Annotated in this window: 21 protein-coding genes; 8 read left to right on the top strand and 13 right to left on the bottom strand. The window is 71.7% G+C overall.

Annotation, left to right across the window (positions count from 1 at the left end; all coding sequences use genetic code 11):
• The first annotated feature begins 50 nt into the window (after positions 1 to 50).
• Both ACLF3M_RS01545 and ACLF3M_RS01540 read left to right on the top strand, forming a co-directional pair.
• On the top strand, positions 51 to 1,226 hold the full coding sequence (locus tag ACLF3M_RS01545) for an efflux RND transporter periplasmic adaptor subunit (protein WP_430655076.1): 1,176 nt from the start codon (positions 51 to 53) through the stop codon (positions 1,224 to 1,226).
• Positions 1,227 to 1,368: 142 nt separating this feature from the next.
• Positions 1,369 to 4,512 (top strand): efflux RND transporter permease subunit, encoded by a 3,144-nt coding sequence (locus ACLF3M_RS01540; protein ID WP_430655075.1) that lies wholly within the window; start codon positions 1,369 to 1,371, stop codon positions 4,510 to 4,512.
• A gap of 157 nt (positions 4,513 to 4,669) precedes the next feature.
• Here ACLF3M_RS01540 and ACLF3M_RS01535 read toward each other — a convergent pair whose 3' ends face one another.
• The gene (locus tag ACLF3M_RS01535) at positions 4,670 to 5,065 is read right to left on the bottom strand and encodes a hypothetical protein (protein WP_430655074.1); all 396 of its coding nucleotides are present in this window, start codon (positions 5,063 to 5,065) and stop codon (positions 4,670 to 4,672) included.
• 122 nt (positions 5,066 to 5,187) lie between these two features.
• Here ACLF3M_RS01535 and ACLF3M_RS01530 point away from each other — a divergent pair, with 122 nt between their 5' ends.
• Positions 5,188 to 7,497: a xanthine dehydrogenase family protein molybdopterin-binding subunit gene (locus ACLF3M_RS01530; protein ID WP_430655073.1), complete on the top strand. Its 2,310-nt coding sequence runs from the start codon at positions 5,188 to 5,190 to the stop codon at positions 7,495 to 7,497.
• 108 nt (positions 7,498 to 7,605) lie between these two features.
• On the opposite strand, the gene ACLF3M_RS01525 is transcribed toward ACLF3M_RS01530, so the two are convergent.
• Together ACLF3M_RS01525 and ACLF3M_RS01520 are read right to left on the bottom strand one after the other, a co-directional pair.
• The gene (locus tag ACLF3M_RS01525) at positions 7,606 to 8,607 is read right to left on the bottom strand and encodes an aKG-HExxH-type peptide beta-hydroxylase (RefSeq protein WP_430655072.1); all 1,002 of its coding nucleotides are present in this window, start codon (positions 8,605 to 8,607) and stop codon (positions 7,606 to 7,608) included.
• The gene (locus ACLF3M_RS01520) at positions 8,604 to 8,855 is read right to left on the bottom strand and encodes a hypothetical protein (protein WP_430655071.1); all 252 of its coding nucleotides are present in this window, start codon (positions 8,853 to 8,855) and stop codon (positions 8,604 to 8,606) included. The genes ACLF3M_RS01525 and ACLF3M_RS01520 overlap by 4 nt, the downstream gene beginning before the upstream one ends.
• Before the next feature lie 70 nt (positions 8,856 to 8,925).
• Between ACLF3M_RS01520 and ACLF3M_RS01515 the strand changes: the two genes are divergently transcribed.
• The 3 genes from ACLF3M_RS01515 to ACLF3M_RS01505 all read left to right on the top strand — a co-directional run bounded on the left by ACLF3M_RS01515 (position 8,926) and on the right by ACLF3M_RS01505 (position 11,854).
• The gene (locus tag ACLF3M_RS01515) at positions 8,926 to 9,885 is read left to right on the top strand and encodes a hypothetical protein (RefSeq protein ID WP_430655070.1); all 960 of its coding nucleotides are present in this window, start codon (positions 8,926 to 8,928) and stop codon (positions 9,883 to 9,885) included.
• A 68-nt stretch (positions 9,886 to 9,953) separates the two neighbouring features.
• A complete protein-coding gene (locus ACLF3M_RS01510) occupies positions 9,954 to 10,826 on the top strand; it encodes an alpha/beta hydrolase (protein WP_430655069.1) in 873 nt (290 codons plus the stop codon).
• On the top strand, positions 10,823 to 11,854 hold the full coding sequence (locus tag ACLF3M_RS01505; protein WP_430655068.1) for an Ldh family oxidoreductase: 1,032 nt from the start codon (positions 10,823 to 10,825) through the stop codon (positions 11,852 to 11,854). The genes ACLF3M_RS01510 and ACLF3M_RS01505 overlap by 4 nt, the downstream gene beginning before the upstream one ends.
• A 54-nt stretch (positions 11,855 to 11,908) precedes the next feature.
• On the opposite strand, the gene ACLF3M_RS01500 is transcribed toward ACLF3M_RS01505, so the two are convergent.
• The 6 genes from ACLF3M_RS01500 to ACLF3M_RS01475 all read right to left on the bottom strand — a co-directional run bounded on the left by ACLF3M_RS01500 (position 11,909) and on the right by ACLF3M_RS01475 (position 17,271).
• Entirely contained in the window at positions 11,909 to 12,850 is a 942-nt protein-coding gene (locus tag ACLF3M_RS01500; protein WP_430655067.1) for a dihydrodipicolinate synthase family protein, read from the bottom strand.
• Between the two features lie 237 nt (positions 12,851 to 13,087).
• A complete protein-coding gene (locus tag ACLF3M_RS01495; protein ID WP_430655066.1) occupies positions 13,088 to 14,056 on the bottom strand; it encodes a tripartite tricarboxylate transporter substrate binding protein in 969 nt (322 codons plus the stop codon).
• A 25-nt stretch (positions 14,057 to 14,081) separates the two neighbouring features.
• On the bottom strand, positions 14,082 to 15,035 hold the full coding sequence (locus ACLF3M_RS01490; RefSeq protein WP_430655065.1) for a VOC family protein: 954 nt from the start codon (positions 15,033 to 15,035) through the stop codon (positions 14,082 to 14,084).
• A 33-nt stretch (positions 15,036 to 15,068) separates the two neighbouring features.
• Positions 15,069 to 15,779, bottom strand: coding sequence for an FCD domain-containing protein (locus ACLF3M_RS01485; protein WP_430655064.1), 711 nt, complete (start codon positions 15,777 to 15,779; stop codon positions 15,069 to 15,071).
• 75 nt (positions 15,780 to 15,854) lie between these two features.
• On the bottom strand, positions 15,855 to 16,472 hold the full coding sequence (locus tag ACLF3M_RS01480) for a hypothetical protein (protein ID WP_430655063.1): 618 nt from the start codon (positions 16,470 to 16,472) through the stop codon (positions 15,855 to 15,857).
• A gap of 58 nt (positions 16,473 to 16,530) precedes the next feature.
• The gene (locus tag ACLF3M_RS01475; protein WP_430655062.1) at positions 16,531 to 17,271 is read right to left on the bottom strand and encodes a Crp/Fnr family transcriptional regulator; all 741 of its coding nucleotides are present in this window, start codon (positions 17,269 to 17,271) and stop codon (positions 16,531 to 16,533) included.
• Between the two features lie 268 nt (positions 17,272 to 17,539).
• Here ACLF3M_RS01475 and ACLF3M_RS01470 point away from each other — a divergent pair, with 268 nt between their 5' ends.
• Together ACLF3M_RS01470 and ACLF3M_RS01465 are read left to right on the top strand one after the other, a co-directional pair.
• Positions 17,540 to 19,153, top strand: coding sequence for an FAD-dependent oxidoreductase (locus ACLF3M_RS01470; protein ID WP_430655061.1), 1,614 nt, complete (start codon positions 17,540 to 17,542; stop codon positions 19,151 to 19,153).
• Positions 19,153 to 19,365 carry a DUF2783 domain-containing protein gene (locus ACLF3M_RS01465; protein WP_430655060.1) on the top strand — a complete coding sequence of 71 codons (213 nt, stop codon included), beginning with the start codon at positions 19,153 to 19,155 and terminating at the stop codon, positions 19,363 to 19,365. The genes ACLF3M_RS01470 and ACLF3M_RS01465 overlap by 1 nt, the downstream gene beginning before the upstream one ends.
• A 132-nt stretch (positions 19,366 to 19,497) precedes the next feature.
• On the opposite strand, the gene ACLF3M_RS01460 is transcribed toward ACLF3M_RS01465, so the two are convergent.
• From ACLF3M_RS01460 to ACLF3M_RS01445, 4 genes are all read right to left on the bottom strand, one after another.
• Positions 19,498 to 20,094 (bottom strand): ABC-type transport auxiliary lipoprotein family protein, encoded by a 597-nt coding sequence (locus ACLF3M_RS01460; protein WP_430655059.1) that lies wholly within the window; start codon positions 20,092 to 20,094, stop codon positions 19,498 to 19,500.
• A gap of 121 nt (positions 20,095 to 20,215) precedes the next feature.
• Positions 20,216 to 21,238, bottom strand: a complete 1,023-nt coding sequence (locus ACLF3M_RS01455) for an MlaD family protein (RefSeq protein WP_430655058.1) — start codon at positions 21,236 to 21,238, stop codon at positions 20,216 to 20,218.
• Between the two features lie 145 nt (positions 21,239 to 21,383).
• Complete coding sequence (locus tag ACLF3M_RS01450; protein WP_430655145.1) at positions 21,384 to 22,124, bottom strand: ABC transporter ATP-binding protein; 741 nt, start codon at positions 22,122 to 22,124, stop codon at positions 21,384 to 21,386.
• Between the two features lie 47 nt (positions 22,125 to 22,171).
• Positions 22,172 to 23,272 carry an ABC transporter permease gene (locus ACLF3M_RS01445; protein WP_430655057.1) on the bottom strand — a complete coding sequence of 367 codons (1,101 nt, stop codon included), beginning with the start codon at positions 23,270 to 23,272 and terminating at the stop codon, positions 22,172 to 22,174.
• Positions 23,273 to 23,302: the final 30 nt, after the last annotated feature.

Genomic DNA, 23,302 nt, shown 5'->3' with positions numbered 1-23,302 from the left:
CCTGCCGCCGCTGGTCTCCATGCGGCAAACCCCAATCAAGCCGGAACAAGATGCTGCGCGCTGCCCTGGCTGCCCTGCTTTTGCTGACGGTCTCCTCCGCCGGCCCCGCCCTCGCGCAGCCCGGCCCGCAGGGGCCGCCCGCCGTCGGCGTGATCACGGCGCAGCGCCAGCCCGTGACGGAATCGACCGAGTTCATCGGCCGCGTCGAGGCGATCGATCGCGTGGACCTGCGCGCGCGCATCACCGGCTTCGTGAACGAGCGCCTGTTCCGCGAGGGGCAGGAGGTGACGCAGGGCCAGCCGCTCTACCGCCTGGAGCGCGCGCCGGTCGAGGCCGATCTCGCCCGTGCCCAGGCCCAGGTCGCCTCGGCCGAGGCGTCGCTGACCAACGCGAACATCAACCTCGAGCGCGCGCGCGACCTCGTGCGCACCGCCGCCGGCACGCAGGCGCGGGTGGACGACGCCACGGCGCAGCAGCGCACCGCCCAGGCGCAGCTCCTGGCCGCGCAGGCCCAGGCGCGGGTGGCGCAGATCAACCTCGGCTATGTCGACATCGCCGCACCCTTCGCGGGCAAGATCGGCCGGTCCAACTTCTCGCCCGGCGCGGTGGTCGGGCCCGATTCCGGGCCGCTGGCGACGATCGTCAGCCAGGACCCGATGCGCGTCGCCTTCCCCGTCAGCCTGCGCGCGGGGCTGGAGCTGCGCGACCGCTTCGCCGAGCGCGGCGGCGTGCAGGCCGTTCAGGTGCGCATCCGGCTCGCCAACAACCAGGTCTTCTCCGAGACCGGGCGGATCGAGTTCATCGATACCTCCGTCAGCCGCGACACCGACACGCTGCTGGTGCGCGCGCGCATCAGCAACCCGCCCCTGCCGGTAGCGGGCGGCACCGGCGACCCCGAGCGGCAATTGATCGACGGCATGTTCGTCAACGTCTTCGTGGAGGGCGTCTCCCCCGTGCAGGCGGTGGTGATCCCGCGCGCCGCGGTTCTGCAGGACCAGCAGGGCAACTACGTCTTCCTCGTCGGCGCGCAGAACCGAGCGGAGCGGCGCGGCGTGAACCTCGGCCGCACCATCGGCGACCAGGTCGTGATCGAGGGCGGCCTGCAGGGCGGCGAGACCCTGATCACGGAAGGCGTGCAGCGCGTGCGCCCCGGCCAGCCCGTCAACCCCGCCCCCGCGGCGCCGCCCGCGGTGCGCGAGGGCGCGCCCCAGGCCCCGCGGGGTTGATGAAGATGACCAGCATGCGTGACAGGCGGCCGGCGCAGCCGGTCGAGCTTCCGAATGGCCGCCGCCGCGAGTGCGGGGAGCCAGGCGGCCGGAGGCCGCGCCCGGCGCTTGAGGGCACGATGGTGCGGACCGCGAGGTCCGCATGATCTCGGCGGTATTCGTCGATCGCCCGCGGCTGGCGATCGTCATCTCCATCCTGCTGACGCTGGCCGGCGGGCTCGCGATGCTGCGCATCCCCGTGGCCCAGTTCCCGAACATCGTCCCGCCGCAGGTCAGCGTCTCCACCACCTATCCCGGCGCCTCGGCCGCCGTGGTGGAATCCACCATCGCCCAGGTCGTCGAGAGCGCGGTGAACGGCGTCGAGGGCATGATCTACATGTCCTCCAACTCCGCCAATGACGGGACCTACACGCTGTCGGTGTCCTTCGCGCTGGGGACGAACCCCGACATCGCGACGGTCAACGTCAACAACCGCGTGCAGTCCGCCCTCGCCCGCCTGCCGCAGGAAGTGCAGCGCAACGGCGTGACCGTGCGCAAGCAATCCTCCGCCGTGCTGCAGTTCATCGCGATCACGTCGGAGAACCCGAACCACGACGGGCTGTTCCTGTCGAACTACGTGACGATCAACATGCTGGACCGCCTGGCGCGCGTGCCGGGGATCGGGTCGGTGCAGATCTTCGGTGCGATGGACTACTCCATGCGCATCTGGTTCCAGGTGGACCGGCTGATCAGCCTCGGCCTGACGCCGGCCGACGTCATCGCCTCCATCCAGTCGCAGAACATCCAGGCCGCCGTCGGGCGCATCGGCGCGCAGCCGATCTCCGACGACCAGCAGTACCAGATCAACCTGCAGACGCAGGGCCGGCTGATCACGCCCGAGCAGTTCGGCGACATCGTCATCCGCGCCAGCAACGACGGCTCGCTGCTGCGCCTGCGCGACATCGCGCGGATCGAGCTCGGCGCCGCGCGGATGGACCAGAACAGCCGCCTCAACGGGCTGCCCGCCATCACCATCGCGACCTACCTCTCGCCCGGCGCGAACGCGGTGACGGCGGCGGACAACCTGTCGAGGACGCTGGCCGACCTGGCGCGCCGCTTCCCCGAAGGCATGCGCAGCACGGTCTTCTACGACACCTCGACCTTCGTCGTGGACACGATGTACGAGGTCATCAAGACCCTGCTCGAGGCCTTCGTGCTGGTGGTCATCGTGGTGCTGCTCTTCCTCGGCAGCCTGCGCGCGACGATCATCCCCGTCATCGCCGTCCCGGTCAGCCTGATCGGCACCTTCGCGGTGCTGCTGCTGCTGGGATTCTCGGCCAACACGGTCAGCCTGCTCGCGATGGTGCTGGCGATCGGCATCGTCGTGGACGACGCCATCGTCGTGGTCGAGAACGTCGAGCGCGTGATGCAGGAGGAGCCGGAGCTCACCCCGGCCGAGGCCACCAAGAAGGCGATGGCGCAGATCACCGGGCCGATCATCGCGATCACGCTGGTGCTGCTGTCGGTCTTCGTCCCCGTGGGCTTCATCCCGGGCCTGTCGGGCGTGCTGTTCGCCCAGTTCGCCGTGACCGTCTCCGTCGCGATGGTGATCTCCGCGATCAACGCGCTGACGCTCTCGCCCGCGCTCTGCGCGGTGTTCCTGCGGCCGCATCACGGGCCGCGGCGGGGCGTGCTGGCGGCGGTGATGCGGGGCATCGACTGGGTGCGCGACCGCTACGGCGACGCGGTGGCGCGGCTGGTGCGCGTCTCATTGGTCTCGCTGCTCTTCACCGCGGCCTTCGCCGGCGGGACCTGGTGGCTGTCGGGCAAGACGCCGCAGGGCTTCCTGCCGGAGGAAGACCAGGGCGCCTTCTTCGTGCAGACCCAGCTGCCCCAGGGCGCGTCGCTGTCGCGCACGCGGGCGGTGGTGGAACAGCTGGAAGCCATCATCAGGCCGACGCCGGGCGTGGACCGCATTCTGTCCATCGTGGGCTTCAGCCTGGTCGATGGCGGCTCGCAGTCGAACTCCGCCTTCATCGTGGTGCGGATGAAGCCCTTCGCCGATCGAACGACGGCACAGGAAAGCGTCTTCGCCGCGATCGGGCGCGTCTTCGGCGCGACGCAGCAGGTGCGCACCGCCAACACCTTCGCCTTCAACATCCCCCCGATCATCGGATTGGGCACGGGGTCGGGCTTCCAGTACCAGCTGCAGAACCTGGAGGGACGCCCGCCCGAGGAGATGGCCTCCGTCATGCTCGGCCTGGTCGTCGCGGCGAACCAGGATCCGCGGCTCGCGCGCGTCTTCTCGACCTTCGCGGCGAACACGCCGTCCCTGTTCCTCGACGTGGACCGGGAGAAGGCGCAGGCGCTCGGCGTCCGGATCAGCGACATCTTCACGACGCTGCAGGCGACGCTCGGCGGCTTCTACGTCAACGACTTCAACCTCTATGGCCGGTCCTGGCAGGTGAACATCCAGGCCGAGGCACTGGACCGCGACGACATCCCCGACCTCTGGCGGATCTATGTCCGCAACCAGAAGGGGGAGATGGTGCCGCTGCGCTCCATCGCCGATGCGCGCATCGTGCTCGGGCCGCAGACCATCAACCGCTACAATAACGTCCGCTCCGTCGCGATCCAGGGCGCGCCGGCGCCCGGCGTGTCCTCCGGCGCGGCGCTGGCCGCGATGGAGGAGATCTCGGAGCGCGTGCTGCCCGCGGGCTACAGCTTCGAATGGACCGGGACGGCGTACCAGGAGAAGCTCGCCAGCGGCCAGACCGGCGTGATCCTGGCGCTCGCGGTCCTCTTCGCCTACCTCTTCCTGGTCGCGCTGTACGAGAGCTGGGTGATCCCGATCCCGGTGCTGCTGTCGGTGACCGTCGGCGTGCTGGGCAGCTTCCTCGCGATCTCGACGGCGGGGATGTCGCTCGACGTCTATGCGCAGATCGGGCTTGTCGTGCTGATCGCGCTCGCCGCGAAGAACGGCATCCTGATCGTGGAATTCGCGAAGGAGCAGCGCGAGGCCGGGCGGCCGATCCGCGACGCCGCGGTCATGGGCGCGCGGCTGCGGTTCAGGGCGGTGATGATGACCTCCGTCGCCTTCATCCTCGGCCTGGTGCCGCTGATCGTGGCGACGGGGGCGGCGTCGGCGTCGCGGCGCGCGGTCGGAACGCCGGTCTTCGGCGGGATGCTTGCGGCGTCGCTGGTCGGCATCTTCATGATCCCGCTGCTGTATGTCGTGTTCCAGACGATGCGGGAATGGACGAAGCGGAAGTTCGGGCGCGCGAAGGAGGGGAACGCGGCGCCGTAGGGGGCTGGGTTCGGAGCCCTCTCCCCGCTTAAGGGGGAGAGGGTTGGGTGAGGGGGACGCGCCCTATGACGCGTGCGTTGCTCGTCCTGCACGCCCCCCCCTCACCCTTCCCTCTCCCCCCTGCGGGTGGAGAGGGGTTCTTTCTGGGCGGGTGAGGTCAGCCCCCCTCCGACCCCGTCTCCTCCCCGCGCAGCGCCGGCAGCGTGCCGAGCGCCTCGCCGGCGGCGTTGCGGGCGGCGGCGGGGTCGGTGCCGTCCTCGCGCAGCATCGCCAGCGCCTCGGACACTTCCTTGACCGCGGTCTGCCAGGGGGCGCCCGTGCGGGATTCCGCGGGGAGCTGCAGCATCGCCCGCTCCACCTCGTTCAGCGACTGACGCAGGCGTGACAGGGCCGAACTGCCGGGCAGCGTGCCCTCGTCCATGCGGCGCAGCGTGTCGCGCAGCTCCCGCTCCGCGGCCTGGAGCGCGCGATTCGCCTCGGTCCGGGCTGCGGGCTGGGACAGAGCCGGGCCGGCCAGCAGCAGCGCGGCCAGCACCAGGCGGGGGATGGCCATGGGGGGTCTCCTCCGATCCGTTGCGGGAACGCCCCCGCGCGGGCACGGTTGCCCCCTTCACGAACGCCCCCGCGCCGTCAGATGATGGGGGCCGACACACCGAAGCACGGGGAAAGCTGTCCATGGCGAAGTTCGGGTTGAGCCAGTCTGTCCGCCGCGTCGAGGATCCCCGCCTGCTGACCGGGCGCGGCCGCTACACCGACGACATCTCGATGCCCGGCCAGACCTATGGCATCGTGCTGCGCAGCCCGCATGCGCATGCGCGGATCGCGTCCATCGACGTCTCGGCGGCGAGGGCGGTCAAGGGCGTGCTGGCGGTGATCACCGGTGCGGACCTGGAAGCCGCGGGCCTCGGCGGCATGCCCTGCATGATTCCGCTGAAGAGCCGCGACGGATCGCCGCGGCTGGATACGCCGCACCAGGCGATCGCGACGGGCCATGTGCGCTATGTCGGCGACCCCGTCGCCTTCGTGGTGGGCGAGACGCCGCAGGCCGCGCGCGACGGCGCCGAGGCCGTGATGGTGGATTACGAGATCCTGCCGTCGTCGACCGACCTCGCCACCGCGCATGAGAAGGGCGCCGCGCCGGTCTGGCCGGAGGCCGGCACCAACATCTGCTTCGACTGGGAAGCCGGCGACAAGGCCAAGGCCGACGCGGCCTTCGCGAGGGCGGCGCATGTCACGCGGCTGACGGTGGTGAACAATCGCGTCGTCGTGGCGTCCATGGAAGCCCGCGCCGCGGTCGCGGCGTGGGAGGGCGACCGGCTCACGCTGCACACCAACACCCAGGGCTCCTGGCAGGTCCGCAACATGCTGGCGGACGTGATCTTCAAGATGCCGCAGGAGAAGATCCACGTCCTGACGCCCGATGTCGGCGGCGGCTTCGGCATGAAGCTGTTCCTCTACCCCGAGCATGTCATGGTGTCGCATGCCGCGAAGGTCGTCGGCCGGCCCGTGAAGTGGGCGTCGGAGCGGACGGAGGCCTTCCAGTCCGACACGCATGGCCGCGACAACATCACGCTCGGCGAGCTGGCGGTGGATGCGAACGGCAAGTTCCTGGCGCTGCGCACGAAGAACTGGGCGAACATGGGCGCCTATCTCTCGAACTATGCCCCCTTCATCCCGACCGGCGCGGGCACGAAGGTTCTCGCCAGCGTCTATGGGTTCGAGGCGATCCACGCCAACGTCATCGGCGTGCTGACCAACACCGTGCCGGTGGACGCGTATCGCGGGGCGGGGCGGCCGGAATCCAACTACCTGGTCGAACGCCTGATCGACACCGCGGCGCGGGAGCTGAAGATCGACCGGATCGAGCTCCGCAAGCGCAATATGGTTCCCCGCAGCGCGATGCCCTACGTCTCCGCGATGGGCCAGCGCTACGACAGCGGCGACTTCGCGCAGCTGCTGGAATCCGCGCTGAAGAAGATCGACTGGGCGGGGTTCGAGGCGCGGCGCGCGGCCTCCGCGAAGCGCGGGAAGAAGCGCGGCATCGGGCTGGCCTACTACCTCGAGGCCACCGGCGGCGGACCGACCGAGAACGCCAAGGTCGTCTTCGCCGAGGACGGGATGGTGGACGTCTATGTCGGCACCCAGTCCACCGGCCAGGGCCACGAAACGGCCTACGCCATGCTGACCAGCCATGAGCTCGGCATCCCGATCGAGAAGATCCGGGTGAGGCAGGGCGATTCCGAGACGCTGCCGGATGGCGGCGGCACCGGCGGCGCGCGCAGCCTCTATTCCGAGGGCCAGGCGATCCTGGTGACCACGGCGAGCGTGATCGAGAAGGGCAAGCAGGCGGCCGCCGAGAACCTGGAAGCCGCCGTGGCGGACATCGAGTTCGTCTCGGCCGATGGCCTGTTCAACGTCGTCGGCACCGACCGCGGGATCGGCATCCTCGAGCTCGCGGCGAAGCAGCGGCAGCGCGTGAAGGCCGGGCAATCCGCGATCATCCTCGACACCATGGAGACCGCGAAGATCGAGAGCCACACCTTCCCCAATGGCTGCCACGTCGCGGAGGTCGAGGTGGATGCGGAGACCGGCCAGGTGACCGTGCCGCGCTACATCGTGGTGGACGATGTCGGCCATGCGCTGAACCCGCTGATCGTGCGGGGCCAGGTGCATGGCGGCGTGGCGCAGGGCGTCGGCCAGGCGCTGTTCGAGCGCACGGCCTACGACAACGGCAGCGGCCAGCTGCTGTCCGCGTCCTTCATGGACTACGCGCTGCCGCGGGCCGAGGACCTGCCCGACATCGACGTGGACCTGATCGAGGTGACCTGCGAGACCAACCCGCTCGGCGTGAAGGGCGCGGGCGAGGCAGGCGCGGTGGGCTCGCCGCCGGCGGTGATCAACGCGCTGGTGGATGCGCTGGGCGGCAAGGTCGTGGACATGCCGGCGACGCCGGAAAGCGTCTGGAAGGCGCTGCAGGCCGCCTGAGCGTCCCGCAGCGGGGAGCGCAGCGTCCCGTAGGGGCGGGAGCTTAGCAGAATGCCGCGAAAGCCCTCTCCCCCCCCACAGGGGGGAGAGGGATGGGCGAGGGGGGTGTCACCGCCCGATGCCCTGGCTGGCCATGTAGGCCTCGGCCGGGGCGAAGGCGGCGGCGCCGGCCTCGGTTAAGCGGGCGTGCCGCGCCATCACCGACAGCCCCGCCGCATAGTCACGCGCGATCGATTGCAGCGATTGCGCGGCGATGGCGCGGCCGGTGGCGTCGAGCCTACCGGAACCGAGCATCCCCGACACGGCTAGGTGCATGCGCGCCAGCACCCAGGTCGCATGCGCGATGCCCTCCATCGGGCGCGCATCCTCCCGCAGCGGGGAGGCGTAGCGTTCCCCGTCGGGGTTCGCGACGACAGGGCCGCCCATGGTCAGGCCGAACAGCACGGCGTGGCCGCTTTCATGCGCGATGGCGGTGGCGAGCTCGATGGGGTGGCGCGGCCGGCCGAGGTTCAGCGCGAAGCAGCCCCAGAGGTGGAAGCTGGTCGCGCCGTCGAACTGGATGCGGTCGCCGGGACGGCCGCGCACCGCGAGGATCTCCGGCGCGACCGCCCCGATCTCCTCGGCGAAGCCGTCGTCGAGCAGGGCGATCGCGTCTCCGACGCGGGCCGAAGCCGCCCGCAACGCGGGCTCCTCGAGCGGCAGGACGGCCAGCGGGGTCTCGGGATCGTCGTCCATGACGCGGCGATAGGCGTCCGCGCCGCCGGGCCCGAGATCGGCGTCGCGTAGCGTCATGACGCGCAGTGCCGGCCCCGGTGGCGCGCGCAGCGCGGGATCGGCCAGCGCGGCGAGAGCGGCCTCGGTCGCCGGAAGATCCTCGGCGGTGACGGCGGTGACGGCCTCGGTGTAGCGCACCATCACGGCGGAGCGGACGGGGTGCGCGGCGACGGCACGACCGAGTGCGCGGATCGCGTCCCGGTCGCAGGGGATGCCGTCCTCGGCCGAATCGGCGATGGCGTCCAGGCTCTCGGCCAAGCGGGCGCGGACCGCGGCGTCCAGCGCCGCGCCGCGCGCCGCGGAGGGCGCGAAGCCCGGCGCGGGCGGCAGGCTCACCGCGCGCGGGTCAGGCCCTGCTTCGTGGTGCCGACCTTGGTCTGGCCCGTCTTGGTCTGCCCCGTCTTGGTCTGCCCCGTCTTGGTTTGGCCGACCTTGTTGAAGCCCTTCTTGGTCAAGCCCTGCTTCAGGGCGGAGGCGCGTCGCGCGGCGTCGTCCGGCGTGGCCTGGACGAAGCCGACCAGCGGGCGGGCGGACAGGCGCTTCGCCATGCGGGCCAGGGCCTCGGTCCGGGTCTTGTCGGGCATCGCGTCTCTCCAGGGTTGAGCGAGTGGCTTGCCTAACACGGTCGAGGCGTCATTGTCAGCCGCCGCACCCATGATCGTCTTCGTCACCTTCCCCAACCATGTCGGGACCATCGCCGCGATCGCGGAGGACCCGGCCATGCCGCGCATCGAGGCGATGCCGCTCGGCCGGTTCCTGCGCGCCAACAGGCTGCCGCGCGCGACCTATGTGCTCTGCGACATCGAGAGGCTGTCGGCGCATGAGCGGCGACTCGTGGCGGCGGTCCGCGCGGTGCTGGTCGCGGCGGGGCTGCGCTGCCTGAATGACCCGCTGCGCGTGCCGACGCGCCACGGCCTGCTGCTGGCGCTGCACCGCGCGGGGATCAACCCGTTCCGCGCCTGGCGGGCTGAGGACCAGCCGCGCCCCGGGCGCTTCCCGGTCTTCCTGCGCGCCGACGCCGAGCATGGGCGCCCCCTCGGCGGGCTGATCGGCGACCAGGCGGCGCTGGACGCCGCGATCGCCGGGCTGCCCGCGGCGGGCCATGCGCCCGCCGGCGTGCTGGTCGTCGAGTTCTGCGCCGAGCCGCTGGCCGAGGGCACCTGGCGGAAACTCGGCACCTTCCGGATCGGCGAGAACTACTCGACCGACCATTCGGTGATCGAGGACAATTGGTGCGTGAAGTACGGCACGCTCGGCCTGTCCACCGAGTCGATGGCGGAGGCGGAATACCAGGATGTCGCGACGAACCGCTTCGCCGCGGCGGTGAAGCCGGCCTTCGAGATCGCCGGCATCGAATGGGGCCGGGCGGACCACGCGACGGTCGGCGGGCGGGAAGTGGTCTACGAGATCAACACCAACCCGCATGTGGATGCGATCCGCCCGCAGCGCCTGAAGCGGCGGGAGGAGACGCTGCGCCTGGCCCGCGCGCGCATGGCCGACCAGCTTCGGGCGATCGACACCGCTGAGGGCGAGGCGGTGACGATCCCGCCGGGCCGGCTGGTGGCGGAATGGCGCGCCAGGTCGGGGCGCGGAGGCTTCGCCTACCGGCCCTGAGGCCCTTCGAAGAATATTGTCATTTTCGAAAATCCGTGCGACGTCTCCGTCCGGCACGGAGGGCCGCCATGGACACGCCGATCACCTTCGCCTCGGACGGGCTGACGCTGGCGGGCGACCTGCACATCCCCGACGGCCACGTCCCCGGCCGGAAGTTGCCGGCCTTCATCGTGCTGCACGGCTTCATCGGATCGAAGGACAGGAGCCACGCCGAGATCATGGCGCGGTTGATGGAGAGCTTCGGCTACGCCGTGCTGCGCTTCGACTTCCGGGGCTGCGGGAAGAGCGAGGGGCGGCGCGGCTACGTGCTCTGCCACGACCAGGTCGCGGATGCGAAGAACGCGCTGACCTGGCTGAGCCAGCGGCCGGAGGTGGACCCGGCGCGCATCGCGGTTATTGGGCACAGCTTCGGCGCGGCGGTTGCCTGCTTCGCCGGCGCGGTGGACCAGCGCTTCGCCGCCGTCATCTCGTCCTGCGGCTGGGGCCATGGGGAGCGCAAGTTCCGCGGCCAGCATCCCGGCGAGATGTGGGACAAGTTCGTCGGCATGCTCGAAGCCAACCGCCTCCACAAGGAGAAGACCGGCGAGGCGCTGACCGTGCCGCGCTTCGACGTCGTGCCAATGCAGGAGCATCTGCGGCGAAACCTCTCGCCGAATGCGCTGATGGAGGTCTCGGCCGACACCGCGCAATCCATGTTCGACTTCCGGGCGGAGGAGGTGGTGCACTGGATCAGCCCGCGGCCAGTGCTCTTCGTCCACGGCGCCGACGACACGGTGACGCCGACCGAGCAGTCCATCCGGCTGTGGGAGAAGGCCGGGCAGCCCAAGGACCTCGTGCTGATCACGGGCACCGACCACTTCCCGCTCGCGGCGGGGAACCAGCGCATGGCGGGGATCCTGAAGGGCTGGCTCGACGTGCATTTCCCCGCGACGGCGTCGTGACGCGCGTCGCCGCGGCCGCGCTCAGGAATTTCGCGCGCGACATCCTGCATGCGGCGGGCACGCCGCGCGACGACGCGGCGCTCTGGGCGGAGACGCTGGTCTGGGCGAACCTCCGCGGCGTGGACAGCCATGGCGTGCTGCGCATCCCGCGCTACCTCGACTGGATCGCGAGCGGGGAGATCAAGCCCGCGGCCGAGATGAAGCTGCTGAAGGCTGCCGGCGCGATCGCCCTGCTCGATGCGGACCGCGCGCCGGGGCCGGTGGCGATGGCGCGCGCGATGGAGGAGGCCATCGCGGCGGCGCGGCGCGTCCATGTCGGCTGGTGCGTCGCGCGCGGGATCACCCATGCCGGCGCCGTCGGGCATTTCGCGCTGCGCGCGGCGGCGCAGGGGATGGCGGGGCTGGTGATGACGGCCTCCGTGCCGCTGATGGCCTGGCCGGGGAGCAGGGGTGCGGTGGTGTCCACCAACCCGATCGCGATCGCGATCCCCGCAGGCCGGCATCCGCCGCTGCTGCTGGACATGGCGACGGCGACGGTGGCGCTGGGGAAGATCATGAGCGCGAAGCAGGCGGGCACGCCGATCCCGTCCGACTGGGGCGTGGACGCCGAGGGCAATCCGACCACGGACGCGGCCGCGGTCGCGACGCTGACGCCGATGGCCGGGGCGAAGGGCGCGGGGCTGTCGCTGATGATCGAGTGCCTGACGAGCCTGGCGGCGGGCAATCCCGTGCTGGCGCCGGCGATGAAGGGACGCAAGGGGACGAACATGAACGGCGTTGCGATCGCGGTGGATGTCGCGGCGTTCGGGGATGGGGACGCGTTCGCGGCCGACGTGGACGAGCTGGCGGCGGTGGTCGCGGAGCAGCCGACGGCGCCGGGGGTGGATCAGCTGATGGTGCCGGGGGAACGCGGGGACGCGGAGCGTGTCCGGCGCGAGCGGGACGGCGTGCCGGTACCGGCGGGGGTGTGGAAGCAGCTGGTGGAGGCGGCGGGGAAGTTGGGCGTCGCAGTGCCGGAGGTAGGGTAGCGCTCACCCCCACCCTCCCACGATTCGCGTGGGGGGGTGGGGGTTGGCGCTACCTCACCCGACCGCCGGCAGCTTCGCCCGCGGGTCATGCCGCGCCACGCGCGACAGCAGGTATTCCACCTCCGCCCGCGCCGCCGCGCTCATTCCCGCCGCTGGACGGCGCTGCGCGTCCGACGCGATGATCCCGCGACGGGCCAGCACGTATTTCCGCACGCCGAGGCCCACGCCGGGCTGCAGCTCGTAGCGGATCAGCGGGAGGTGCGCGTCGAACAGGTCATGCGCGCGATCGCGCTCCCCGGCGGCCGACAGCTTCACGAGGTCCACCAGCATGTCCGGGAAGGCATAGCCGGTCATCGCGCCGTCGGCGCCGCGCTCCATCTCGAAGTCGAGGAAGATGCCGCCATTGCCGCAGAGGATGGAGATCGGGCGCAGCATGCCGTCCTGCTGGAACTTGCGCAGCGCGCTGATCTTCTCGAGCCCCGGCCAGTCCTCGTGCTTCAGCATCACGCAGGACGGCAGCTCCGTCACGATGCGGCGGATCACCGCGGGCGGCATCTGCACCTGGAAGAGCTGCGGGTAATCCTGCAGGACCCAGGGGATGTCGCCGCCGATCGCCTCGATCGCCTGGTGGAAATAGGCGACCACGGAATCGTCGGTGCGCAGGTGCGACGGCGGCGCGATCATCACGCCGGCCGCGCCGGCATCCATCACGCCGCGGGCCAGCGCGCGCATCGCGGCGAAGCCAGGCGCGGTGACGCCGACGATGATCTTCGCTCCGCCGGCGGCGCGGATGACGTGCCTGCTGAACTCCAGGGATTCCGCGCCGTCGAGCTTCGGCGCCTCGCCCATCACGCCGAGGATGGTCATGCCGTCGCAGCCGGCACCGACGAAGAATTCGGTCATGCGGCGCGTGCTGTCGAGGTCGAGCGCGCCGTCAGGGCGGAAGGGCGTGGGGGCGATGACGTAGACGCCCTTGGCGGTGTGGTCGAGGGGCATGGGGGTGGGTCCGTGGCGGCTGCGGCGGGAGATATCGGGCGAAGCGGGCGCGGCGTAAAGGCGGGGGGTTGCGCGAACCCCCACCCGGCCGCTGCGCGGCCACCAGCCTGCGCGTTGCCGGCTAAAGCCGGCCGCTTGCGGGCCGACGCAGTGCGTCGGCCCGCAAGCGGGAGAGGGGGATTGGCGCGACGCTTCCTCTCCCGCGAAGCGGGGGAGGGCAAGGGGTGGGGGTTGGCGCTACCCCTCCATCCTGATCCCGCGCTGCTCGATCAGCCTCCGCCAGCGGGCGATCTCGGCGGTGACGAAGGGGCGCATCTCGCCGGGGCGGCCGGTGCCGACCTCGCCGTCCAGCAACTCCTCCAGCCGGGCGCGCAGGCCGGGCTCCTCGATCACCCTGCCGATGACCTCGTAGAGCCGCGCGGCGACCGGCTCGGGCAGGCCGCGCGGGCCGGCGATGCCGGCCCAGGTCGGGGCCTCGAAGCCGGGCAGGGCGGCCTCCGCCACCGTCGGCACCTCGGGCAGCAGCTTGGACCGTCTCGCGGAGCTCACGGCCAGCGCGCGCACCGACCCCGCGCGCACCTGCGGCAGGACGGAGACGCTGGTCGTGATCATGGCGGTGATCTCGCCGCCGAGCAGCGCCGTCGTCCCCGCGGCGTCGCCGCGATAGGGGATGTGCTGCATCTGCACCCCCGCCGTGGCGTTCAGCATCTCGCCGACCAGGTGATGGGTGGATCCCACGCCGGCGGAGCCGAAGGTCACGCGCCCGGGATTGGCGCGCGCGAGATCGAGCAGCGACTTCAGGTCGCGCGCCGGGTTGTCCGCGCGCACCACGACCACGAAGGCGTAGCGCACGACCAGCGCGACGAAGTCGAAGTCGGCGACGGGATCGAAGGTGAGCCCTTGCGCGAAGGCCGCGGAGACCGCGTGGCCGCCGGTCAGCAGCCCCAGCGTGTAGCCATCGGGGGCCGAGCGCGCGAGCTGCGCCGAGGCGATGTTGCCGCCGGCGCCGGGGCGCGATTCCACGATGACGGGCTGGCCGAGCTGCTCGCCCATGGGCGTCGCGAGCAGCCGTGCCAGGATATCAGCCGTGCCGCCCGGCGCGAAGCCGTGCAGCAGGCGGATCGGGCGCTCCGGCCAGGCCGCGAGGGCGGGCGACGCGATCAGCGGCGTGGCGAGCATCGCCAGCGCGGCGCGGCGGGTGATCATTCCTGTCGTTCCTCCCGAGGCAGACTCAGACGCTCGCGGCGTCCCGAAACTCCTGCGGCGCCTGCGGGCCCCATTGGCTGCGCAGGCCCTGGCTCTTCGGCACCTTGCGCGCGGGCATCGCGGCGTTCAGCACGTCGGTGTCGGTCCAGTGCTCGTGCACGCGGCCCCAGGGGTCCTTCCAGTAGTCGAAGATCTGGCTGCCGAGCAGGTGCCGCCCGATGCCCCAGAGATGCGCGTGGCCCTGCTGCGCCAGCCAGTCGTGCCCGGCATGCAGGTCGTCGATGTCCTGCACTTCGTAGGAGATGTGGTTCAGCCCCGCGCGGTGGTGGCGGCCGAACATCATGACGTGGTGGTCCACGTAGTCCTCGCCGCGGTCGGCGCGGTTGAAGCTGGCCAGCAGCATGTCCGGGTTGTCCTCGGCATGGACGTGCTCCGACACCACGAAGCCGAGATGCCGGTGCGCCCAGGCGACCGATCCCTCGATGTCGGGCGTGGAGAGCACGGCATGGCCCATGCGCCTGACCTGGCAGGGCCGCGGCTCGATGCGCTGGAAGACGCCGAGGCGTTCGCGCGACGCGCCGGTGTTCATCACGCTGTGGCGTTCCGGCAGCCGCGAGACTTCGGCGACGCCGTGCACGACCTCGATGGTGAAGCCGTTGTGCTCCTTCAGCCGCACGACCTTGCCCCCGCCGGGCTCGTCGAGGTCCATCACGCCGGACGCGCCGGCGGCGTGCCGCGCCAGGCGATGCAGGTCGGCCTCGCTGTCCGCGTGGAAGCCGATGGCCAGCACGCGGTCCGGCCCGCGCTGCGTGATGTGCATGTGGTGCGCTTCGCCGGTGCCGCGCATGTAGAGCGCGTCGTCCGTGCGGACCTGCCGCAGCAGGCCGAAATCCGTCAGGAACCTCTCGGCGAGGTCGAGGTCGGGCGAGCCGAGCCTGATCCAGGCGACGTCGCGCACCTTGATGATCGGGTCTGCCATTGCTTGTCGTCCTCCCAGTCTCCGCGCCGGTCTTCAGGGCGCGGCGGGCATGAATTGCGGGGCGTGGCGCAGCACGGTTTCCGTCGTCTCGCGGAGATGCGCGGCCAGCAGTGCGCCGGCGCGCTCCGCCTCGCGCGCGATCGCGGCGTCCCTGATGGCCTCGTGCTCCGCGCGCTTGGAAGGGCCGAGCGGGCGGTGCCGCTGGGACACCAGGCGGTAGCGCTCCATGTGGTCGTAGAGCTGGCCGCGCAGGCGCAGCAGCCAGCGCGACGGGCAGGCGGCGACCAGCGCGCGGTGGAAGTCGCGATGCGCGGCGAGCCACTCGCTCGACCGCGCCTTGCGCTCCTCCCTCGACAGGCGCTCGATCTTCGACAGGCGGTGGAAGGCCAGCACCAGGCCGGCTTCCCAGGCCTCGTCGCCATGCTTCACGGATGCCACGATGGCGCGGCATTCGAACTCGACATGCAGCGCGGAGACGTCGCGCAGCTCCTCGGCCGAGATGGCCGCGACGCGGAAGCCGCGATTGGCGTCGAGCTCGACCAGCCCCTCGGGCAGCAGATGGGACAGCGCCTCGCGCAGGGTGCCGATGCCGGCGCCGTATTCGCGCTGGAGCTCTGCGAAGCGCAGGCGGGCGCCGGGGGCGAAGCGGCCGTCGAGGATGTCGCCCTTGAGCCGCGAGAGCACGTCCTGGCTGACCAGGACGGCCTCGGCCTCGGCGGGCCGGCGGGTCAGGCGCGCGCTCACGGCGTCTCCTCTCCGAAGGCGCGGAGACTAGGCGCGCATCTTCGACGAAGCAAGCATGTTTCGAAAATCCGGCGGCTACCCGAAGACGAGGTTCACCATGCGGCAGGTGTCGACCTGGCGGCGGTCCTCTCGCCTGCCATCGGCCCAGACGACGCGCACGTCGTTCACGCAATCGTCCTGCGGCAGGCTGACCGGCAGGAAAGCGCCGGGGGCGAGCGGCTGCGGCAGGCGCTGGGTGCCCCAATCCTGCTGCCGGACGGAGGAGACGTAGACCTCCCGGATCGGCTGGCCGCCCTGATTGACCAGGTTGAAGGACGGATTGCCGGTGGAGCCGCCGGGCGCCGGACGGGCCTGCGGGGCGGGGGCGGCGGCGCCGAAGACCATCTCGGTGATGGCGCAGGTATCGACGTTGCGGCGTTCCTCCGGCCGGCGGTCGGCATAGACGACGCGCACGTCCTGCCGGCAGCCCGCGGCGGGCGCGATGCGCACGGCGAAGGCGCGGCCGTTCGGCAGCACGTCGGAGCCCAGGAGGTCGCGGCCCCAGTTCTGCTGCGTCACGGGCGTGACGTAGATCTCGTTGATGGCCTGGCCGCTGCGGTTGACCAGGTTGAAGGAGGGATCGCCTTGCTGCGCGAGGGCCGGCCCGCCGGCGAGGGCCAGCAGCGCGGCGATGACAAGACGGCGCAGTGACATGAATGCCTCCGGTTCCGATGCCGGCAGGCTAACGCAACCGCGGCGCGACGGAAGCCTTTCAGACGGTGACGGTGCGGGGGGCCAGCGGTTCGACGATCGGGGGGCCGTCCCACCCCGCAATCTCCTCCATCGCCTGGCGGTCGAGGATGTCGAGGCGGCCCTTGGCGAGCGTCGCGACGCCGTCCTTGCGCAGCACGGCCAGGGCGCGGTTGGCGTGCTCCACCGACAGGCCGAGAGCATCGGCAAGGTGCGCCTGCTTCAGCGGCACCGGGGCGCCGCGCGCGTCGCCGCCGCCGCGGCGCTGCACGCGGCCATGCAGTTCGAGCAGAAGATGCGCGACGCGCCCCACCGCGTCGCGGCGGCCGAGGCTGGTCAGGCGCTCCCGCAGGCGGGCGCGGTCGCGGGTCAGGCCCTCCGCGTAGGACATGGCCAGGGCGGGATCGTGGCCCATGTATTCGCAGAGCCGCTCGCGCGAGAGGATGCAGAAGGACGCGTCGGTCAGCGCCTCGACCTCGGCCCCGTCCTCGGTGCGTTCAACGAGGTCGCCGGGAAGGTGGAAGTCGAGCACCTGACGCCTCCCGTCCGGCGTCGCGGTCCAGGAGAAGGCCCAGCCGGCATAGAGGGTGAAGACCTTGTCGCGCACGGCCTCGCCGGCGCGGACCAGGCGGACGCCGGTGCGGACGCGGGCGATCTCCGCCACCCGAGCCAGCGGCACGACCCGGAACAGGGCGAAGGGACGCACCGCGCAGGCGGCGCAGCCGCCGGGCAGCGGAGTAAGCGTCGTCGTGGTCCGGGTCATCCCGTTTCTTCTTCCCCAACTCCTGGGCCGGAACCCGCCGCCGCGGGAGCCTTCCGACACGCGCAACCTAGTTGCTCAGGGGGCTGGCGACTATGGGAATCTCCTTCATCTTTCAGGCTTTCCGCACGGCATGCCGGAGGAAAGGAAGGCAGGCAGCGATCCCAGGGACTTGCCGGCCGCGGCGACGGAATGCGATGCAAGGCCGGGGGGGCGGGATGCTGTCGCCGGCACGGTCCGCGCGCCGTGATCGAGGGATTAGAAGGCCGCGATGCCACTGACCTACGCCAGCCCGCGCTACCCCGCCGCGCCCCGCCCCGGCGCCGAGGACCGGCAGCGCGTCGTCATCGCCGGCGCGGGGCTGGTCGGGCTGACCCTCGCGCTCGACCTCGCGCGGCGCGGCGTGAAGGCCGTGGTGCTGGATGAGGACGACACCGTCTCCTTCGGGTCGCGCGCGATCTGCTTCGCCAAGCGCACGCTCGAGATCTTCGGGCGGCTCGGCATCGGCGCCGCTTTCCTGGAGAAGGGGATCACCTGGAAGACGGGGCGGGTCTTCCACCGCGGGACCGAAGCCTATGCCTTCGACCTGCTGCCGGAGGAAGGCCACGAATACCCGGCCTTCGTGAACCTCCAGCAATACTACGCGGAGGAATGGCTGGTGCGGGCCTGCGGCGAAGCCGGCGTCGAGATCCGCTGGAAGCACCGCATCGCCGCGGTGGCGCTGGGCGGGGACGGCGCGCGGCTGGCGGTGGAGACGCCGGACGGCGACTACGCGCTGCACGCGGACTGGCTGCTGGCCTGCGACGGCGCGCGCAGCTTCATCCGCGAGAGCATGGGGCTGCCCTTCGCCGGCCAGGTCTTCCGCGACCGCTTCCTGATCGCCGACGTGGTGATCCGAGGTGATGTCGGCTTCCCGACGGAGCGCTGGTTCTGGTTCGACCCGCCCTTCCATCCCAACCAGTCGGTCCTGCTGCACAAGCAGCCCGACGATGTCTGGCGCATCGACTTCCAGCTCGGCTGGGACGCCGACCCCGATGAGGAGAAGAAGCCGGAGAAGGTGACCCCGCGCGTGCGCGCGATGCTTGGGCCCGACGTGCCGTTCGAGCTGGAATGGGTCAGCGTCTACACCTTCCGCTGCCGCCGGCTCGAGCGCTTCCGGCATGGCCGCGTGATCTTCGCCGGCGACGCCGCGCACCAGGTCAGCCCCTTCGGCGCGCGCGGCGGCAATGCCGGCGTGCAGGACGCGGACAACCTGGGTTGGAAGCTGGCGGCGGTGCTGAAGGGAGAGGCGCCGGAAGCGCTGCTCGACACCTACGACGCCGAGCGCATCCCGGCGAATGACGAGAACATCCTGAACTCCACGCGCAGCACCGACTTCATCACGCCGAAGACGGAAGCCGCGCGCGCCTATCGCGACGCGGTGCTGGAGCTTGCCGCGCAGCACGGCTTCGCGCGGCCGCTGGTGAATTCGGGGCGGCTGTCGCGGCCGCACCGCTATGTCGCGACGCCGCTGAGCACGCCGGACGAAGGGCCGGGCGCGGGGCCGGGCTTCCCCGCGCCGGATGCGCCGGTGATGCGCGCGGGGAAGCCGGACTGGCTGCTGCGGCATCTCGGCTACGGGTTCCAGCTGCTGGTCTTCGGGCCCGTGGATGCGGCGCTGGTCGGTTCGCTGTGGGACGGGCTTGAGCCGGTCTTCGTCAGCGCGGAGGAAGCGCGCGGCACGCTGTGGGACCACAGCGGGTTGGCGCTGGCGCGCTATGGCGTGAAGCCGGGCGGGGCGGTGCTGCTGCGGCCGGACCAGCATGTCGCGGCGCGGTTCGACGTGCCTGATGTCGCGGCGATCCGCGTGGCCCATGATCGCGCGCTGGGGCGGGAGGTGGCGTGATGGCCTTGGACACGCGGCCTTGGCTGGCCGATCCGGATGCGCTGTTCGCGCTGCTGGTCGAGGCGCATCGCGGGCTGAGTGCGGAGGAGTCGCGCAAGCTGGATGCGAAGCTCGTGCTGATCCTGGCCAATCATGTCGGGGACACCGAGGTGGTGCGGGAGGCGGTGGCGCTGGCCAAGGCGTCCGGCCCGCACCCTGCGACGCCCCCGTAGAGGGCGGTCGGATCGTCTAGACCCGTAGCGGGCTGACTGTCGTCACCGCGATACGGGTCCAGCTTTCCTTGGCCCGGCGATTCACGGCCTGGCGCGCCCACCTTCGGTGAGCACACTCAGGCCGATCGCGGGCTACCGCGCGCCCCGCAACAGCGCTCTCTCCAACTCCGCAAACGCGTCCCCCAGCGCCTTCTCCATCGCCTCCGCCTGGCCCGCCGCATCCGCATCGCGGGCCATCGGCGCGCGGCCGCGGACCTGGAAGGCCGTCACGATGGACGACCCGCTCGCGCCCTCGCGCAGCAGCACGCCGGCCAGGCCCGCGCGGGCTTCCTCCGCATCCGGCGCGGCTTCCAGCACGGTCAGCTGCGCCTCGATCGCGAGCGTCGCCTCGGCGCGGCTGCCCGGCAGCACCACGGCCCTGAACAGCCCCGACGCCTGCAGCCAGGCGCGCAGCGCGGCCTCGGCCAGCTCGCCGGGCGGGGCCAGCCACTGGTCGTAGACCGCGATCGAATAGGATCCGTCGGGATTGGCGACGCGCAGGCCGAGATCCTGCAGCCCGGGGACGCCGCGCACCCGCCGCAGCAGCACCACCGCCGCGCCGCGCGGCGCGGCGCGCGACGTCGGCCGCTGCGGGTCGAGGTTGAAGCGCCGCACCGGCACGAAGGGCCGCTCCGGCAGCACCGAGCAGCCTGCCAGCAGCGGCAGCAGCAGCAGCGCGCGACGGGTCATACCAGGCCCTCAAAGGCCGGGCGGCGGCTCCGCCACCTTGGCTCGCCGCACAAGCGGCGGGCCGCATTCGCGGCCTCGGCCCGTTTCACGGGCCGCAAGTTCCGCAGCATTTCCATGTCGCTCATCGCCGCCGGTCCGTCGGCGCCGGCGGCGGCGCGCCGAGCAGGAACTGCGAGGGCGAGGCGCGCAGCGCATCCGCCGTCGCGCGCAGGCTGGCGGTGGTGGCGCGCAGGTCGTTCAGGATGGGCAGCAGGTCGGCTTGCACGTCGGTCGTCGTCTCCCGCGCGGTGCGCATGGTGCGTTCGAAGCTCTGCAGCGTGCCGGGCAGGCGCTCCGCGCTGCGGCGCAGCTCATCCGCTGCCGCCGCGGCCGAGGCCATGGCGCGGCGCAGCTCGGGCGAGGCCGCGACGGACTGTGCGGATTCCGCGGTGCGGCGGAAATCCGTCAGCGTCTGCTGGATCTCGCCGCTGTCCATGATGGCGCGCACGCGGGCCATGGTCTGCGCGGTCTCCCGCAATGTCTGCGCGAGGTCGCCGCTGGTGGTCTGCTGGCTGAGGCTGCCGACGAGCTTCGCAAGGTCGCCCGCGATCTGCTCGAGCGGGATCTGCGACAGGCGGTCGATCAGCGTCTCCGCCGCGCCGCGGACCTGCGCGACGGTGGAGGGGATGGACGGGATGACGGCGAAGCGCGGCGTCCAGGGCACGTCGATCGGGGGGAAGCGCTCGGCGTTCTGCACGAAGTCGAGCTCGAGGTAGTTCACGCCGGTGATGCCCTGCGCGGCGATGCGCGCGCGCAGCCCCAGCCGGATCGCCTCCGCGGTGCTCGGCACCTCGCCGATCTGGTCGGTCTGCACGGCGAAGCGGATCATCACGAGCTGGAAGGCCTGGCTGAAAGGCACGCCCTGCGGCCGGCCATAGACCGTGGAGGCCAGGCGCAACTCGGTCACGCGGCCGATCTGCACGCCGCGATATCGCACCGGCGCGCCGGTATCGAGGCCCTGGACGGATTCCGCGGAATAGGTCTCGAAGATCTGCGCCGGGCCCTGGCTGCCCTTGCCGAGCAGGAAGACCGCGAAGCCCGTGCCGAGCAGGACGCCGGCGATGACCAGCAGGCCAACGCGGAGATAGAGGCTGGTGCCCTTCATCTTGCGAAGCGACGACGCTGCCGCATCGTCGCCCTCAAGCGCCGGCGCGCCGCGGCGCCTGGCTTCACCGCACAGGCGGCGAGCCCCATTCGCGGCCTCGGCCCGTTGCACGGGCCGCAGGTCAGTCTGTTCGCCCGCACGACCTTCATGCGGCCTCGCGCCGGAAGAAGGCGCGCACGGTCGGGTTCGTGCTCTCGTCGCGGAGCTTCCGCGGATCGCCCGCCGCGATCACGCCCTGGGCGTCCTTGTCGAGCATGATGCACCGGTCGCCGATCGCCAGGATCGAGGCGAGCTCATGCGTGACCACGACGAAGGTGGTGCCGAGCGTGGCCGCGAGATCCCTGATCATGGCATCCAGCCCCGCCGAGGTGATGGGGTCGAGGCCGGCCGAGGGCTCGTCCAGGAAGAGGATCGGCGGATCGAGCGCCAGCGCGCGCGCGACGCCCGCGCGCTTCAGCATGCCGCCCGAGATCTCGGCCGGCAGGCGGTCCGCGGCTTCCGACAGGCCGACCAGGCCGAGCTTGACGCGCGCCACCGCGTCCCGCGCCTCGGGGCGCAGCGCGGTGTGCTCGGCCAGCGGCATCTCGACATTCTCCAGCAGCGTCTGCGATCCGAACAACGCGCCCTGCTGCCACATGACACCGATCCGCTGCAGCAACGCAAGGCGATCGGCGCCGCCGGTGGACCAGACATCGGCGCCCAGGATGGACACGCGGCCGGCACGCGGCGGGATCAGCCCGATCATCAGCTTGAGCAGCGTGGACTTGCCGCAGCCCGAGCCGCCGAGGATCACGAAGACCTCGCCGCGCTTCACCTCGAAGGAGACGTCCTTGAAGAGGATGCGGTCGTCGAAGCCGGCCGCAATGCCCTCGCACCTGATCACCACCTCGTCGGTGGCGTTCGCCGGCGCCGAGGCGGGAAGCGCATCCGGGCTCAAAGGCCGAGCCTCTCGTAGATCACGGCAAAGAGGCCATCCAGCAGGATGATCGAGACGATCCCGCCGACCACCGCGCCCGTCGCCGCGTCGCCGACCGCGCGCGGGCCGCGCCCCGCACCCAGTCCCGCGCGGCAGCCGATCGCCGCGATCGCCAGGCCGAAGAAGCAGGCCTTGAGCAGCCCGCCCATCAGGTCCGTCAGCTCCAGCCATTGCGACAGCTGGTTCAGCACGGTGGTCAGCGGAAAGCCGAAGACGCCCATGATCAGCGCCATGCCGGCCAGGCCCGCCAGGGTCAGCAGCAGCGAGAGCACCGGCATCACGATCACGCCCGCCAGCACGCGCGGCAGCACCAGCAGCGCCATCGGGTCGATGCCCATGACGCGCAGCGCCGCGACCTCCTCGTTCACGCTCATCGTGCCGAGCTCGGCGGCATAGGCGCTGCCGGTGCGCCCCGACAGGATCACGCCCGCCATCAGCGGCCCGAGCTCGCGCAGCAGCGAGATGCCGACGAGGTTGGGCACGAAGATCTCCGCGCCGAAGCGGCGCAGCGGGATGGCCGACTGGAAGGCGAGGATCACGCCGAGCAGGAATCCCAGCAGGACCGTCAGCGGGAAGGCGCGCGTGCCGGCCTCGTCGAGGTGGCGCAGCACCTCGCGGAAGCGCAGCCGCCACGGTCGCGCCAGCGTGCCGAGCGCGATCAGCGTGAGCTCGCCGAGGAAGGCGACGGAGTCGAGCCCTGCCCGCCCGGCGTTCCAGGTCATGCGGCCCAACAGCGTCAGCGGGCCGAGCCGCGCAGGCGGCTTCGGCTGCGGCGCGTCGCGCGCCGTGCGGACCCGGGCCAGCACGTCGGCGACGCGGGGCGAGGCGTTGCGGATGGCGTTGCCCGGCGCGGCGGCCTCGGCGACGAGCAGCAGGGTGGCGCCGGTGGTGTCCACCGCCTCCAGCCGCGCGAGGTCTATCACCGCGCCGCCGGACGCGGCTTCCCGCACCAAGCGGGACCAGATCTCGGCGGCGTCGCCGGTGTCGAGCCGGCCGGACAGCGCCAGCACCCTGGCGCCGCCGTCGTCGCGGGTCTCGAAGGCGGCGGCGTCACTCATGCCGCCATCAAGTCGGTCTGCCGCCGCGTC

It is taken from the genome of Falsiroseomonas sp. HW251 (assembly GCF_050563545.1).
Classification (GTDB): Bacteria; Pseudomonadota; Alphaproteobacteria; order Acetobacterales; family Acetobacteraceae; genus Falsiroseomonas.
This window is presented reverse-complemented; position numbering and strand designations above follow the sequence as displayed.

What these genes read in the sequence shown, in the direction of transcription:
- ACLF3M_RS01495 (WP_430655066.1), bottom strand. Translation starts at nt 14,056, where the DNA reads ATGATCACCCGCCGCGCCGCGCTGGCGATGCTCGCCACGCCGCTGATC.
- ACLF3M_RS01520 (WP_430655071.1), bottom strand. Translation starts at nt 8,855, where the DNA reads ATGCCCGACAAGACCCGGACCGAGGCCCTGGCCCGCATGGCGAAGCGC.
- ACLF3M_RS01540 (WP_430655075.1), top strand. Translation starts at nt 1,369, where the DNA reads ATGATCTCGGCGGTATTCGTCGATCGCCCGCGGCTGGCGATCGTCATC.
- ACLF3M_RS01490 (WP_430655065.1), bottom strand. Translation starts at nt 15,035, where the DNA reads ATGGCAGACCCGATCATCAAGGTGCGCGACGTCGCCTGGATCAGGCTC.
- ACLF3M_RS01515 (WP_430655070.1), top strand. Translation starts at nt 8,926, where the DNA reads ATGATCGTCTTCGTCACCTTCCCCAACCATGTCGGGACCATCGCCGCG.
- ACLF3M_RS01510 (WP_430655069.1), top strand. Translation starts at nt 9,954, where the DNA reads ATGGACACGCCGATCACCTTCGCCTCGGACGGGCTGACGCTGGCGGGC.
- ACLF3M_RS01530 (WP_430655073.1), top strand. Translation starts at nt 5,188, where the DNA reads ATGGCGAAGTTCGGGTTGAGCCAGTCTGTCCGCCGCGTCGAGGATCCC.
- ACLF3M_RS01470 (WP_430655061.1), top strand. Translation starts at nt 17,540, where the DNA reads ATGCCACTGACCTACGCCAGCCCGCGCTACCCCGCCGCGCCCCGCCCC.
- ACLF3M_RS01460 (WP_430655059.1), bottom strand. Translation starts at nt 20,094, where the DNA reads ATGACCCGTCGCGCGCTGCTGCTGCTGCCGCTGCTGGCAGGCTGCTCG.
- ACLF3M_RS01545 (WP_430655076.1), top strand. Translation starts at nt 51, where the DNA reads ATGCTGCGCGCTGCCCTGGCTGCCCTGCTTTTGCTGACGGTCTCCTCC.
- ACLF3M_RS01500 (WP_430655067.1), bottom strand. Translation starts at nt 12,850, where the DNA reads ATGCCCCTCGACCACACCGCCAAGGGCGTCTACGTCATCGCCCCCACG.
- ACLF3M_RS01465 (WP_430655060.1), top strand. Translation starts at nt 19,153, where the DNA reads ATGGCCTTGGACACGCGGCCTTGGCTGGCCGATCCGGATGCGCTGTTC.
- ACLF3M_RS01535 (WP_430655074.1), bottom strand. Translation starts at nt 5,065, where the DNA reads ATGGCCATCCCCCGCCTGGTGCTGGCCGCGCTGCTGCTGGCCGGCCCG.
- ACLF3M_RS01455 (WP_430655058.1), bottom strand. Translation starts at nt 21,238, where the DNA reads ATGAAGGGCACCAGCCTCTATCTCCGCGTTGGCCTGCTGGTCATCGCC.
- ACLF3M_RS01480 (WP_430655063.1), bottom strand. Translation starts at nt 16,472, where the DNA reads ATGTCACTGCGCCGTCTTGTCATCGCCGCGCTGCTGGCCCTCGCCGGC.
- ACLF3M_RS01475 (WP_430655062.1), bottom strand. Translation starts at nt 17,271, where the DNA reads ATGACCCGGACCACGACGACGCTTACTCCGCTGCCCGGCGGCTGCGCC.
- ACLF3M_RS01445 (WP_430655057.1), bottom strand. Translation starts at nt 23,272, where the DNA reads ATGAGTGACGCCGCCGCCTTCGAGACCCGCGACGACGGCGGCGCCAGG.